General features: G+C 60.8%; 11 protein-coding genes, 1 other RNA gene and 1 pseudogene. 4 read left to right on the top strand and 9 right to left on the bottom strand.

Going from position 1 to position 13,874, the window contains the following annotated elements; genetic code table 11:
- Positions 1-8 precede the first annotated feature (8 nt).
- Complete coding sequence (glp, locus tag DW211_RS02305) at positions 9-1,271, bottom strand: gephyrin-like molybdotransferase Glp (RefSeq protein WP_118258975.1); 1,263 nt, start codon at positions 1,269-1,271, stop codon at positions 9-11.
- 211 nt (positions 1,272-1,482) lie between these two features.
- On the opposite strand from glp, the gene DW211_RS02300 reads away from it, so the two are divergent.
- Together DW211_RS02300 and DW211_RS02295 are read left to right on the top strand one after the other, a co-directional pair.
- Positions 1,483-2,904, top strand: a complete 1,422-nt coding sequence (locus tag DW211_RS02300; protein WP_199576646.1) for a chloride channel protein — start codon at positions 1,483-1,485, stop codon at positions 2,902-2,904.
- Between the two features lie 87 nt (positions 2,905-2,991).
- Complete coding sequence (locus DW211_RS02295; protein ID WP_118258973.1) at positions 2,992-3,954, top strand: diacylglycerol kinase family protein; 963 nt, start codon at positions 2,992-2,994, stop codon at positions 3,952-3,954.
- 21 nt (positions 3,955-3,975) lie between these two features.
- Here the strand turns inward: DW211_RS02295 and DW211_RS02290 are convergent.
- The 4 genes and pseudogenes from DW211_RS02290 to DW211_RS02275 form a co-directional block, all read right to left on the bottom strand.
- Positions 3,976-4,284: pseudogene (locus tag DW211_RS02290) on the bottom strand (peptide chain release factor-like protein); the annotation flags it as partial.
- A 156-nt stretch (positions 4,285-4,440) separates the two neighbouring features.
- Positions 4,441-5,019, bottom strand: a complete 579-nt coding sequence (locus tag DW211_RS02285; protein ID WP_089571612.1) for a xanthine phosphoribosyltransferase — start codon at positions 5,017-5,019, stop codon at positions 4,441-4,443.
- 157 nt (positions 5,020-5,176) lie between these two features.
- Positions 5,177-6,481, bottom strand: a complete 1,305-nt coding sequence (locus DW211_RS02280; protein WP_118258971.1) for an MFS transporter — start codon at positions 6,479-6,481, stop codon at positions 5,177-5,179.
- Positions 6,482-6,623: 142 nt separating this feature from the next.
- Positions 6,624-7,907: an O-acetylhomoserine aminocarboxypropyltransferase/cysteine synthase family protein gene (locus tag DW211_RS02275; RefSeq protein ID WP_118258969.1), complete on the bottom strand. Its 1,284-nt coding sequence runs from the start codon at positions 7,905-7,907 to the stop codon at positions 6,624-6,626.
- Between the two features lie 230 nt (positions 7,908-8,137).
- Between DW211_RS02275 and DW211_RS02270 the strand changes: the two genes are divergently transcribed.
- Complete coding sequence (locus DW211_RS02270) at positions 8,138-8,584, top strand: C-GCAxxG-C-C family protein (RefSeq protein WP_233540866.1); 447 nt, start codon at positions 8,138-8,140, stop codon at positions 8,582-8,584.
- Positions 8,585-8,651: 67 nt separating this feature from the next.
- On the opposite strand, the gene DW211_RS02265 is transcribed toward DW211_RS02270, so the two are convergent.
- The 3 genes from DW211_RS02265 to rpsA all read right to left on the bottom strand — a co-directional run bounded on the left by DW211_RS02265 (position 8,652) and on the right by rpsA (position 11,355).
- On the bottom strand, positions 8,652-9,290 hold the full coding sequence (locus DW211_RS02265; protein ID WP_199576637.1) for a YigZ family protein: 639 nt from the start codon (positions 9,288-9,290) through the stop codon (positions 8,652-8,654).
- A gap of 213 nt (positions 9,291-9,503) precedes the next feature.
- An RNA gene (gene rnpB / locus DW211_RS02260) (RNase P RNA component class A) lies at positions 9,504-9,865 on the bottom strand.
- A gap of 323 nt (positions 9,866-10,188) precedes the next feature.
- Positions 10,189-11,355 (bottom strand): 30S ribosomal protein S1, encoded by a 1,167-nt coding sequence (gene rpsA, locus DW211_RS02255; RefSeq protein ID WP_022095232.1) that lies wholly within the window; start codon positions 11,353-11,355, stop codon positions 10,189-10,191.
- Between the two features lie 315 nt (positions 11,356-11,670).
- Here rpsA and DW211_RS02250 point away from each other — a divergent pair, with 315 nt between their 5' ends.
- Entirely contained in the window at positions 11,671-12,429 is a 759-nt protein-coding gene (locus DW211_RS02250; RefSeq protein WP_118258965.1) for an HAD family hydrolase, read from the top strand.
- Here the strand turns inward: DW211_RS02250 and DW211_RS02245 are convergent.
- A complete protein-coding gene (locus DW211_RS02245) occupies positions 12,426-13,745 on the bottom strand; it encodes a serine dehydratase subunit alpha family protein (RefSeq protein ID WP_118258963.1) in 1,320 nt (439 codons plus the stop codon). The two genes, DW211_RS02250 and DW211_RS02245, sit on opposite strands and share 4 nt — an antisense overlap.
- Positions 13,746-13,874 lie beyond the last annotated feature (129 nt).

Genomic DNA, 13,874 nt, shown 5'->3' with positions numbered 1-13,874 from the left:
CATTCCTCCTACAACACGGCGCCCTCAGGCAGGTCGACACGCACAACATCCACGATGTCGCCCGCCTTGAGCTCGCACGGACCTTCGTCAATACGCAGCAGGCAGTTGGCCCGCTGCATAGTGCCGAGCAACGCCGAATTCTGCGTCTTGGCCTCGGTCACCAACAGCTCACCGGTCTCGGGGTCGCGCAAAACCGTGGCGCGATCGAAGAAGCGGCGATGCTGTCGCTTTTTCACGCCGTGCGTGAGCATCGCCTGCTGCACGGGACGCGCCCCCTCGGCAAAACCGCGCATCTTGCGGATCGCCGGGCGGGCGAGCATCTCAAAGCCCACATACGCCGCCGCGGGATTGCCCGAAAGCCCCAGATACGGCTTGCCGCCGAGCAGCCCAAACGTGATGGCCTTGCCCGGACGCATCGAGATGCGGTCAAACAGCACCTCGCCCTCGCGCTGGACCAGCGCCGTCACGTAGTCGTAGTCGCCTGCCGAGGCGCCACCGCTCGTAATGACAAAATCGCACTCCTGCACGGCACGATGCACCAGCTCGGCAATCGCCCGCTCATCATCGGGCGCAATGCCGTAGAACACGGGCTCGGCGCCGGCATCGAGCGCCTCGGCCATCAACGCCGACGAGTTGGAGTCGCGAATCTGCCCGCGCGCCGGCAGCTCGTTCGGCGCGACCAGCTCCGTGCCCAGCGAGATGATGCCCACGCGCGGAGCGGCATGGACCTTCACGCTCGCGTAACCGGCGCTCGCCAGCAAGCCAGCGCCCGCCGGAGCCACGACCTCGCCGGCGTGCATCACAACATCGCCAGCATGGGCCTCCTCGGCGGCAGAGCGAACGTTCTCCCCCACCTTTGTCGGCGCCGAGAACCTCGCACGCGAGCCCTCGTTGCCATCGCCGTCGAGCACATCAACGATCTCGTATTTCACAACGGCATCGGCACCTTCGGGCACCGGCGCGCCCGTCATGATGCGGACCGTCTCGCCCGCGCCAATTGTGCCCTCAAACACATGGCCCGCGGCCTCGTGTCCGATAACGTCGAGCGTCACCGGCGCCTCACCAGATGCCTGCGCCAAATCCGCCGAGCGCACGGCATATCCGTCCATAGCGCTGTTGGCAAACGGCGAGATGTCGATATCGGCCACCGCGTCCTCTGCCAAGGGAAGACCGGCGGCCTGCCACACGGGAATCTCGACAACTCCGGTGCGATTCACGTGCGACAAGACGATCGCCTGTGCGTCCTCCAACGGAATGAGTTTCTCTGCCATATACACCTCTAGCATGCAACGGCGCACATCACGGGCGCCGATTCTTTATGTTTATCTCAGTATAATCCCGCGCCGCACGACGGCGACACGGCCCGTGCCCACGAATACACCTGTCGGTAACGGACGGCGAAACAGAACCAAAACCAACCAGCCGGTTTGTCACGTTTGGCACGTTCTATAATGCTCGTGTTGCAACCCAAAAGAGGAACGTATGGCTTTTACCGACAAACCCGAAAGCGCAAACGAGGCGCAGGATCATTCCCAGTCGCTCGACGACGGCGGCTTTTTCTCCCTTAATGACGTCATCATGGCAGGCAGGCAACAGCTCACCCGCTCCGAGCATCTCTTGGCTGCCGACACGCGCCGCAACGCCCGCAACCTACTCGCGAGCGCCAAGTTGCTCGCGCTCGTCGTCATCGTCTCGCTCGCCATGGGCGTTGCCGCTTGGGCGTTTTTGGCCTCGCTGAATATCGCGACCGACTATCGCGAGCACCATGAGTGGATTTACGCGCTGCTCCCCGTTGTGGGCGTTGCCACCGCATGGGTGTACAAAAACCACGGCCTCGCCGCCAAGCGTGGCAACAACCTGGTCATCGACTCCGCTCTGGGCACACGCCTCATCCATATGCGCATGGCCGTCCTCACCTTCGTCTGTTCCACGCTCACGCACCTAACGGGCGGATCGGCCGGTCGCGAGGGAGCCGCGGTGCAGATTGGCGGCACCATCGCCAGCAACATCTCGAACCTCGCCCACCTCAAAAAGCATGACCACCACGACCTCATGCTCGCCGGCATCTCGTCGGCCTTTGGAGCCGTATTCGGTTCGCCCCTTGCCGGAGCTTTCTTTGGCATGGAGATGTGCTTTATCGGCAAGATCGACTACACCGCGGGCATCTACTGCCTGGTCGCCTCGTTTACCGGCTACTTTACATCACTCGCCCTGGGTACCGAGTACGAAGTGAATGTCATCGCCAGCGTCCCCGACATGACGCCGCGGACGGTTGCCATCGTTGTTATCAGCGCCATTATCTTTGGTCTCACCGCGCGCCTCTTTGCGTGGTCGGTTCGAACCGTCAAGAACCTGTACGGTCGCTTTATCACCAATTACCTCATTCGCGCACTTATAGGCGCACTCGTGGTGCTCGCGGCCTACGCGATGCTCGACGCCTGGGACTACGCCGGCCTTTCCACGTGGCTTTCCGGCGCCGGATTTGCAGGCAACACCACCCTGGCGGACGCAGTCATCAAGTTGGTCGTCACAGCGCTTACCCTGGGCGCGGGCTTCCAAGGCGGCGAGGTCACGCCCCTGTTTGGCATCGGTGCGGCACTCGGTGGCTGGATCGGTTGCCTTACCGGGCTCGACCCCAGTTTTCTGGCGGCTCTCGGCATGCTCGGCGTGTTCTGCGCCGGCCTCAACGTGCCCATCACCACCTGCATGATGGCCATCGACCTGTTCCACGGCACGGCCGCCGGGTTCTTTGCCATCGTGGCCTTTATCAGCTACCTAACCGGCGGACACCGCGGCGTGTACCCCGCCCAGCGCATCATCTCACCCAAGCGCCGTTCGCTTATTGTGGATGAGGGCGGTACGGTAGCGGATGCTATCGAGCGCCACAACGACCTGATAGAGTAGACGTTAGTATTCGCCGTGCAGCCACAATCGGGGGCAATTCGACCTGAGCGCGACCGCACTGTCATGTCACACGCCGGGAGTCGCCCCATGCACGCAACTGATTTTGGTCGCACGCTCATCATCGCCAACCCAGCCGCCCAGTCGGGTGCGGCGCGCGAAGTTGCCGAGCGCCTGCAACGCTTTTTGGACATGACTGCACGCGCATCCCAGTTTGACTTGGTACTGACCGAGCGCATGGGGCATGCCAAGGAACTTGCCGCACAGGCCCAGGGCTACCGCACCGTTATCGCTCTTGGCGGCGACGGCGTGATCCACGAGGTCGTCAATGGGCTTATGAAGCAAAAGCAGGACGCCCGCCCCGCCCTTGCCGTCCTGCCCGTGGGCTCCGGCAACGATTTTGCCCAAACGCTCGGTATCGACGATTTCTCCGGCAAGGATTTTGGCGCGCTGCTCACCTGCGAGCTGCAACGTCAGGACATCGGGCGCATTCGCTCATGGAACCCCGCAAGCGGTAGCGGCGAGGCGACGGTCGAGTATTATGACCAGACGCTTTCGGTCGGCATCGATGCCGCCATCGGCCTTGGCACCACCGAGCTGCGCAAACAGACCGGCTTGACAGGCGCGCCGCTCTACACCCTCTCGGGACTTGAGCAGTTTGGTCTGCGCTATCGCAACTACCCCATGACAGTCAGCTTTGACGGCGCGCCCGCCGAGCGCGTGCGGGCGATTATCATGGCGATTCAGCTGGGCCCCACCTATGGCTCGGGCTATCGCATCTGCCCCGATGCCGACCCCTGCGACGGCATACTCGATGTCTGCTACGCCTGCGGCCCCGTCCCCCGCGCCGTTGCCCTGCCTATGTTCCTTTCGGCCAAAGACGGCCACCACACCAAGCTTCCGCCGGTACGCATGCGCCGCTGCCGCCATGCCGAGCTCACCTTCGAGCAGCCCGATTACCCCATCCAGGCCGACGGCGAGCCCATTGTCGCCTCGCGCATCGAGGTTGACGTCCTCGGCAGCGCCCTCCAAGTTTGGCACCCCGCCCGCTAGCAAGGCCAGTGGAGCAATCGACTACTCGTCGCTGCCCGGCTTGCGACGGTTAGCCTTTTTGATGGCATTGAAGTGCTTGTCGTTGAGCCTGCGCTGGCGGGAGCGCTGAGGCACCTTGGTCTTTACGCGTCGGCGCGGCGGACGCCCACGACGCTCAAGCTCGGCGCGCAGCTTACGCAGGCAGCTCGAGCGATTTTGGAACTGACTGCGGCTCTCGCGCGCCGTCACGGTAATCCCCGAAGGAATATGCTTCATGCGCACCGCCGAGTCCGTCGTGTTCACACCCTGGCCGCCCGGACCCGTCGCGCGAAACACCTGTACCTCGCAATCGCGCGCCAGCTCCTCGGCCGCCATCGCGGCATAGCGCGCATACTCGCGCCATCCCATCTTGTTCTCATCCATATCAACACCTCCCCTCATACAAAAAAATGTGACAAAGGGACAGTCCCTTTGTCACATCGCATACCAATCGCTTGTGTTTCGCGCTTAGGCGAAGGTGATCTCGCCGTTCTCGCAGTCCATATCGGCAATGCGAGCCAGGCTCTCAACGCGGAAGCCGCGCTCGCGGAGCTTATCGCCACCGCCCTGGAAGCCCTTCTCCACCGCAATGCCAATGCCAGCAACCTCGGCACCCGCGGCCTCACAGATCTTGATAAGACCCTCAAGCGCGCAGCCGTTGGCCAGGAAGTCGTCGATAATCAGGACCTTATCGCCCTCGGACAAGAAACGCTTGCCCACGATAACCGGGTACTCCTTCTGTTTGGTAAAGGAGTAGATGGTCGTAGCATACTGCTCGCCGTCGAGGTTAATGGACTGGGCCTTCTTGGCAAAGACCACCGGCACGCCGCCAAAATGCTGAGCTGCGATGCAGGCCATGCCAATGCCCGAAGCCTCGATCGTCAGGATCTTGTTGATCTCGACGCCCTCGAACAGACGGGCCCACTCAGCGCCCATGTGATCGAACAGCTCAACGTCGCACTGGTGGTTGAGGAAGGCATCAACCTTAAGGACGTTACCGGCCTTTACGATGCCGTCATGGCGAATACGATCCTCAAGCTCCTGCATGGCGCAACCCCTTCTCGCGGCAACGATACCGCGCGATTAATAAACGTTGTTCGATAGTCTACCACGGACCGACCCCCGCCCGTCCCACAAGCCACATCGCACCACAAACCAGTCTTTTTGGGACGGCGCGAATCGTGGCAGACAGCCTCCCAACACGCTAATGGCGGGCGCGCATCTTCACCAAACGCACCATGGCGAGCGCAAAGCCCACAGCGGCCACAGCCATGAGCACGTAGAACACCGAGCGAAAGCCGAATAAGAACACATCCGGACGGCCTGCAACGAAACTGGTCACGGCCTCGCCCATCGCCACGCTCATCTGCCCATACAGGATATGCGACGCCGCCGTAATGCCCACTGCCATGCCAGCGTAGCGCGCCAAACTGCCCAAGCTGCCAGCAAAACCGAGCGCTTCGCGCGGAGCCGAGCCCATGTACAGGGAGTTATTGGGGCTCTGGAAAATCGACGTGCCGCACGACATAAACGCGACACAGCACACGATCACAGGGATGGAGGAGTGCTCGTCGAGCATGCTTACCGCAAAGAGACCGCATACGTACACACCCAGGCCGACCGCCGTGGGACCCTCGCAGCCAACACGGTCCGAAACCGTACCCGAAAGCGGCCCGATAAAGGCATTCACCATCGGCAGCGCCAAAAAGAGCAGTCCGGAAATATCGGAGCTAAAGCCATGGGCATCCTGGAAATAGAACGGCAGCACAAACTCAGATGCACCGATGCCGATAAACACAATAAGCATGCATGCCAAGTTAATCGTAAAAGCCGAACTCGCAAAGCAGCGACGCGTGGCCTCCGCCAGCGACATGGGGCGCTCGCCGGCCTCCGGCTTAACATGCGGCAGTGTGTAAAGCCCCACGATAAGCGAGATGACGCCAATGGGCAGGTTGATGAGGAAGATGCTCTCCCAGGGAAAGCTTGCCACCAACATGCCGCCGAGCACGGGACCACACATCATGCCGAGGGCCACGAAAGTCGCGAGGATACCCATGGCACGACCGCGCTCGCGCGCCGGAAACGACTCGGTGATGATACCCATGTTGTTAGCCATGGCCGCCGCGCAACCGACTCCCTGAACAATACGTGCCAGGATAAGAACCTCGAGCGAGGCCGAAAGGCCGCACAGCAGCGAGCCGACCGTAAAGACGATGACGCCCAACTGGAATACGCCCACCTTGCCGCGCACGTCGCCCAGACGGCCAAACGGCAGCATAGCCACGCATGTCGCAAGCAGATACACCGAGCTCACCAGCTGGATGCGGTCGAGGCCCACGCCCAGCTCCTTTTGCATCACGGGCAGTGCCACGGTCACGACGGTCGAATCCAGACACGCCATAAACGTCATGATGAGCACGGTAAACAGAATCGCCCATTTGTTCTTGCCATGGGTGTCGCCCTCTAGGGCAATGTGCTCGCGGCGCAGCTGCTCTGCGGTTTTCTCCATATCCATCCTTTCGAGTGGCGCAACACAAAAACGGGGCCCCAATCGCCTGCAAACAGCCGCGATTGGGGTCCCGCCTACGGAATCGGAACGTAAAGGTCGCCGAAGCCCTCTGTCGGCATCGGCGACTTATGCGAACGCTAGCCTAGCACTGCTCGAGAGCCTGCTCAAGGTCGGCAATCAGGTCGGCCGTGTCCTCGAGGCCGCACGACAGGCGCACCATGTCGGCGGAGATGCCACAGGCGATGAGCTCCTCATCGTTCATCTGGCGATGCGTGGCGTTAGCGGGATGCAGGCAGCAAGTGCGGGCGTCGGCCACATGCGTGGCGATCTGGGCGAGCTTGAGGCTCTTCATAAAGGTCTCAGCTGCCGCGCGACCGCCGTTAAAGCCAAAGCTCACGACGCCACAGGTACCGTTGGGCATGTACTTCTGAGCCAGGTCATAGTATTTGTCGCCCTCCAGGCCCGGATAGCTCACGAAGCGCACCTTGGGATGACTCTGCAGGAACTTGGCAACGGCCAGGCCGTTCTCGCAATGACGCGGCATGCGCACATGCAGGCTCTCGAGCGAGCTGTTCAGGAAAAACGCCGCCTGCGGGTTCTGCATGGGGCCAAGATCGCGCATGAGCTGCGCGGTGGCCTTGGTAATGAAGGCGCCCTCGCGACCAAACTTCTCGGCATAGGTCACGCCGTGATAACTCTCGTCGGGCGTGGTGAGACCCGGGAACTTGTCCGCATGGGCCATCCAGTCAAACTGGCCGTGGTCGACGATCACGCCGCCCAGGTAGGCAGCGTGGCCATCCATATACTTGGTGGTGGAGTGCGTAACGATGTCGGCGCCCCACTCAAAGGGACGGCACATCACGGGCGTCGGGAAGGTGTTGTCGACCATCAGCGGCACGCCGTGGTCATGCGCGGCCTTGGCAAAGCGCTCGATATCGAGCACGGCAAGGGCGGGGTTGGCGATCGTCTCGCCAAAGACGAGCTTGGTGTTGGGCTCAAAGGCAGCCTCGAGCTCCTCATCGGTGCAGTCGGGGGCAACGAACGTGCAGGTAACGCCCATGCGACCCATGGTATGGGCAAGCAGGTTGTAGGTACCGCCGTAGATAGCAGAGCTTGCGACCACATGATCGCCGGCACCGGCCACGTTAAAGATGGCGAGGAAGTTCGCAGCCATGCCCGAGCTCGTGAGCATCGCAGCAGTGCCGCCCTCCATCTCGCAGATCTTGGCGGCAACCAGGTCGCACGTGGGATTCTGCAGGCGGCTGTAGAAGTAGCCCGACTCCTCCAGGTCGAACAGCTTGCCCATGTGCTCGGACGTGTCGTACTTCCACGTGGTTGACTGGTAGATAGGCACCTGACGCGGCTCTGCATCGCCCGGGCGATAACCGCCCTGAACACACGTGGTACCGATGGTCTGCTCGCTCATATCCAACTCCCTTACTTGGGTTTTGATTTTATTCGGTTCACGATACCGCTACCCCGCACCCCTCTCAACCCATCCCGCCGATAGGTTATGAGACAAATAAATCAGGGGCATTCGTCTCAGCCTTAGGCATTTATTCGATGGATATACATGAGGCATACATGAAGCTCTCGATGATTACATGCCTCGTCACGGGTACCATAGGCGGGTACACCGTGACCAAGGAGACAACGATGAAGCAAATCGATACAGCCCAGCTCGACGCCGCCGCCTGTCAGGCTCAGGCTGCCGAGTACCACGCCCGTGGCTTTAATTGCGCGCAGGCCGTCGCCTGCACGCTCGCGCCCGCCGTCGGGCTTGACCCCCAAGTCGCCTTTACCCTCACCGAGGGCTTTGGCGCAGGCATGGGCGGCATGACCGAGACCTGTGGCGCCATCTCGGGCGCGGTGGCCATCATGGGCTTTGTGATGAGCGATGGCATGGAAAACCCCAAGACCAAGGGCCAGACCTACAAGCTGTCGCGCGAGATCGCCAAGCGTTTTGGCGAGAAGAACACGACGACCATCTGCGGCACGCTCAAGGGCATCGGATCGGACAAGGGTCCGCTCCGCAGCTGCCCCGGCTGCATCGACGATGCCATCGAGATCGCCTGCGATGTGCTAAAGCAGCTCGCCGAGTAAACGGCAGCGACATAAAACGACGGCCGGCGCGCTTGGAATCCATCCAAAAGCACGCCGGCCGTCGCCGTTAGAACTCGGCAAATTCGGGAGCGCCGACCTCAATCTCCTCGCGCCCCGCCATAAGCTCGCGCATCTTGGCGCAAAACGCTTCCTGCTCCCCCGCTTTAAACACCAAGTGAAGTGTCACGGCATCCGCGTAATCGGTATCCGAAACCTTGGCGCCCGAATCCTGCGCCAAGCGAAGCACCTGCTCATACTGTGGATAGGCTACATGCACGTCAACCGGCACGACACTCGTCATCTCAACGATCTGCCCGGCCTCCTGAGCCGCGGCCACCGCCGCCTGCGTCGCCGCGGTATAGGCGCGCACCAAGCCACCGGGCCCTAACAGCGTGCCACCAAAATAACGTGTCACAACACAGCATACGTTTTTAAGTCCCGCACCGCGCAGCACCTCGAGCGTCGGCATTCCGCTCGTGCGGCTTGGCTCGCCATCATCGCTCTGGCGCTCGCGTCCATCGACCAAAATCCACGCGGGCACATTATGCCGAGCGTCATAATGACGCTTGCGAACCATCTCGATAAAAGCATTCGCCTCGTCCTCGGACTCAATATGGACCAGCTGGGCAATAAACCGGCTCTTGCGGTCCACAAACTCGCCCGAAGCCTCAATATTCAATTGCAGAGTAAAATAGCTGTCCAACAAAGCCCCTCAACAAAATAAAGCGCAGCAACAAACAGCCTCAATAATACGATAACCCTAGTAAAAAGAATGGCAACGCCGATGATTCCGTCAACGAAAGCGAGAACCCGTCAGCGCGAGCAAGGTGCCTTGAAAGCCGAGGGCATTGACCTTATGGTCATGCCCGAAGGTTTGAAAGGCAGATTGCCGCGCTGACGGGTTCGCAGCGTCAACAAAGTGCCGAGTGGGCCGATAAGCCGGGTTCTGTCGTGAACGGTCATTTATCTTGTCTGCACGTTACCGTGCAGCTCCACGCACGCTACCCGAACGCGGACCGGGCCGGCCCATAGCGTTCCTATTCGCGCTTGCTCCGGATGGGGCTTGCCAAGCCGCCATGTTGCCACGACGCTGGTGGTCTCTTACACCACCGTTTCAGCTTTTCCCTTTACGCCTTGCGGCGCAGGTGGGAGTCTTCTTTTCTGCGGCGCTTTCCGTCGGATCACTCCGCCCGGCCGTTAGCCGGCATCCCGCCCTCTGGAGCCCGGACTTTCCTCACGCGTACTGCAAGCAGCACATCGCGCGACCGTCTGGCCCACTCAGCAGTGCAAGAGTGTAACACACCGTTGCCGCAGGCAATGGCACAACGCAAACGCTCGACACGATAAACCAAGAACCGCCATGCGCTACAATGGTCCTGTCGATGGGCAACGTCGTCAGTCGAGACGCGACCGCGCTCCGCACCCCTCCGTCTACTCGGTGTGTTCCCGCCTCCTCCCCGAGGCGGGATGTCGGCTTTTTTCATGCACCGACAATCCAATAGCCTGTGGACAGCCCGGCAGCATTGCGCATCTCGGTGCCAAATGCAAAAAGGGACCCGTCCATTACGGACGGATCCCTTAAAACAAGTGATCGTCAAACCGATTTACTCGGCGTCGGTCTCCTCGTCCTTCTTCTCGGAAGGCAGCGGGGTAACCTCGATCTCGACGCCCAGAGTCTCAGCAGCAGACTTCATGGACAGGGAGATACGACGACGGTCGAGGTCGATTTCCATGACCTTGACCTGAACCTTGTCGCCCACATGGGTGACCTGAGAAGGCTGATCGACGTGCTTGTTGGCCATCTCGGAGATGTGCACCAGGCCCTCGATGCCCTCGCCCAGATCGACGAAAGCGCCGAACGGGACAAGCTTGGTCACAGTGCCCTCGACGATAGCGCCGACGGGGTACTTCTTGACCAGTGCGCGCCACGGATCCTCGGTGGTCTGCTTGAGACCCAGGGAGATGCGCTCGCGGTTGAGATCGACGTCGAGAACCTCGACCTCGACCTCCTGGCCGACCTTGACAACCTCGGAAGGATGGTTGACGTGGTTCCAGGAGAGCTCGGAGATGTGGATGAGGCCGTCGATACCGCCGAGGTCGACGAAGGCGCCGAAGTCGACGATGGAGGAAACGGTGCCCTGGAGACGCATGCCAGACTTGAGCTTGGACAGGATCTCGGAGCGCTCGGCCTTACGGGACTCCTCGAGCACGACGCGACGGGAGAGGACGACGTTGTTGCGGTTGCGGTCCATCTCGATGACGCGGGCCTCGATGCGGGTGCCCATGTAAGAGGTGAGGTCCTTGACGCGACGGAGGTCGACGAGGGAAGCGGGCAGGAAGCCACGCAGGCCGATGTCGAGGATCAGGCCGCCCTTGACAACCTCGATAACCTCGCCCTCGACGTTCTCGCCGGAGTTGAACTTCTCCTCGATGCGGTTCCAAGCACGCTCGTACTCGGCACGCTTCTTGGACAGGACCAGACGACCGTCCTTGTCCTCCTTCTGGAGAACGAGGGCCTCGATGGGATCACCGAGTGCAACGATGTCTGCAGGGTTAGCGTCCTTGCGGATGGACAGCTCGCGGACCGGGATAACGCCCTCGGACTTAAATCCGATGTCAACGAGCACCTCGTCATGCTCGATCTTAACGACAGTGCCGTTAACGAGATCGCCCTCATCAAAGTCGGTAATCGTACCGTCGATGAGGTTGTTCATCTCCTCCTCGTTGACATCGTCAAGAGAGAAAATGGACGAGTTCTGAATCTCACTCAAAGGTGGACCCCTTTCGAACTACGGGGCCCCGATTGCTAGGACCTACAGAAGGGTGCGACAAGCACACAACGTTTAGGAACACTCGGGAGCCGACAGATACTGATGTGACGCTTATGCAATCACGTTCGTATAGATTACGGGGAAATCACTTCGATTTCAAGCGTGAACTGCGATTTTTTACTCGTATGGAGACTTTTTCGCAATCTTGTGAACGACTGTCTCCACAAGTTGACGATAAGCAGTGAAGCATACTGCTTTGGGGTAAAGTATCCCAGACATACGATTCTGGAACGATTTTTCGAGAAAGGTGCCCGCGTGCTCAAAGCAGTCGTTTTCGATATGGACGAGACGCTTCTTAGCATTAACCTCAATGCGTTCATCCTTCGCTATTTTAAGGATGTCTCATCGATGCTCGCGGATATCGGACGTCGCAGCCGCGGGGGCACGATGGCACGCCTCGGCACCATCCTGGTCGACCTCAACGCCAATCGCCGCAGCGGCACGGACAACCGCACCAATCTTGAGTTTTACCAAGAAGAGGTCAAGCGCCGATGCGGGATTTGCCTCTCCGATCCCCTCATCTACGAGGCGTTTACCTACTACGACCGCGAAGTTCTTCCGTACAAGAATGACGAACTCATCAACGCCCATGCCATGCCGGGCGCACACGCCGCGCTCCAGGCCGTACAGGACGCAGGGCTGCGCTGCGCGCTCTTTACCAACCCCAGCTTTCCGCAGGGGGCCATCGAGTGCCGCATGGGTTGGGGCGACCTGGCCGACGCCCCCTTTGAGCTCGTCACGCACATGGGAAACGCCACCCGCTGCAAGCCTGATGCCACCTACTATCTAGAGCAGCTTCAGGTGATGGGGCTCGAACCGCACGAGGTCCTTATGGTGGGCAACGATCCCAAACGCGACTTCCCTAGCCCCGCCTGCGGCATTCAGACTGCCTATGTAGGCCAGGGCAAGCCCAACCGAGTCACCTGGCGCGGAACCATGGAAGGCTTCGCCCGCGACTTTAACGCCGTAGTAGAAGCCTTCTACGAACACCAAGTAGCGGAAGAGTTGTCCTAACAGACTCGAGTCTTGCCGATCATGATGTTGAGGATCTCGACGTCGGTGTCCTTCATGCCCACGCGGCCTACGTAGCCCATACTGGCGATTGTCTGCTCAACGGTATCTTGGATCAGGCCCTCGCCGGCGCGGAAGCCGCGACCCTGCATGGCCATATCATGGCCCAGGATCGCTGCATCGACGGCAGCCGAGATCTTGGCGGCACAGCTCGCCTTGGCGCCATCGCACACGATGCCGCCAACGTTACCGAGCGTGTTCGAAACCGTCGCGCCAATCTGCTCGCGCGTGCCACCGCACAGCCAGGTAATCGCAGCACCGGCACCGCACGCAGCGCAAATAGCACCGCAAAACGCCGAGAGCGCACCAATATAGCTCTTGATATGCACGGCGATAAGATCGGACAGCATCACGGCGCGCACCAGGCGGTCGTGGTCGCAGCGCAGGTACTCGGCATACTCCATAACGGGCAGTGCGCAGGTAATGCCCTGGTTGCCCGAGCCACACACAATGGCGACCGGCAGCGCGCAGCCGTTCATGCGGGCGTCGGACCCGGCGGCGGCACGGGCACGGGCACGGCAGGCAACGTCATCGGCGCGAGCACCCAGCAGCGTACGACCCACCTCGGCACCCCAAGCGTGCGCCAGACCCTCGGCGCTGATCGCGCCGTTCAGCTCGATCTGACGCTCAACGGCAGCGCGAGCGCCCTCAATGTCGCCGTCCTCGATAAAGTCGACAATGGACTCAATCGACATGGGCGTGTCGGCATTATCTGCCGCCCGCTCGGCCACCACGCGCTCGGCGCAGGCGGCACACTCCCCCGCCGACTTGCCGCACACCGGAATACCGTCGAGCGTATGGCACGTGACATTGGTGTGGTGGTCGGTAATCTCGACGACCGCGGTATGGCCCCCGGCCGTGGCAGTCACCTTGATGTAGAGGTTGGGCACACCCTCGACAAGCGATACACCGCAGTAACCGGCATCGGCGAGGAGCTCGGCCACGCGAGCACGATCTTCGTCGTTAACGGTCTCGAGCACCTCGAGCGCGCTCTTGGCGTCGCCGCCCACGGCACCCAGCACGGCCGCGGCTTCAATACCGTGCATGCCGCCCGAGTTGGGCACGGTCACGCTCTTAACGTTCTTGATGATGTTGCCCGAGCAGGCAACGTCCATATGATCGGGTTCGCAACCGAGCGTCTGGCTCGCCAGCGCCGCTGCATAGGCAACGGCAATAGGCTCGGTGCAGCCGAGCGCACAGACAAGCTCGCGGTTCAAAACATCGCAAAACGCGGCATCACGGATGGAATCGGTAGGCATAGGTATCTCCTGCTTGCATAACGGGCTGGACTCTCAAAAAGTTGGCTCCTTTATTTGATAACAATGCATCAAAAACCGCAACCACGGTTCCGGCGGACGGCGCTCAAGCACAAATTGGCGGCATTATTC

The sequence above is a fragment of the Collinsella sp. AM18-10 genome (assembly GCF_003471585.1).
Classification (GTDB): domain Bacteria; phylum Actinomycetota; class Coriobacteriia; order Coriobacteriales; family Coriobacteriaceae; genus Collinsella.
This window is presented reverse-complemented; position numbering and strand designations above follow the sequence as displayed.

Coding starts and splice junctions, on each gene's coding strand:
- glp (WP_118258975.1), bottom strand. CDS start 1,271: ATGGCAGAGAAACTCATTCCGTTGGAGGACGCACAGGCGATCGTCTTG.
- DW211_RS02245 (WP_118258963.1), bottom strand. CDS start 13,745: ATGCCTACCGATTCCATCCGTGATGCCGCGTTTTGCGATGTTTTGAAC.
- DW211_RS02275 (WP_118258969.1), bottom strand. CDS start 7,907: ATGAGCGAGCAGACCATCGGTACCACGTGTGTTCAGGGCGGTTATCGC.
- DW211_RS02270 (WP_233540866.1), top strand. CDS start 8,138: ATGAAGCAAATCGATACAGCCCAGCTCGACGCCGCCGCCTGTCAGGCT.
- DW211_RS02295 (WP_118258973.1), top strand. CDS start 2,992: ATGCACGCAACTGATTTTGGTCGCACGCTCATCATCGCCAACCCAGCC.
- DW211_RS02285 (WP_089571612.1), bottom strand. CDS start 5,019: ATGCAGGAGCTTGAGGATCGTATTCGCCATGACGGCATCGTAAAGGCC.
- DW211_RS02300 (WP_199576646.1), top strand. CDS start 1,483: ATGGCTTTTACCGACAAACCCGAAAGCGCAAACGAGGCGCAGGATCAT.
- DW211_RS02280 (WP_118258971.1), bottom strand. CDS start 6,481: ATGGAGAAAACCGCAGAGCAGCTGCGCCGCGAGCACATTGCCCTAGAG.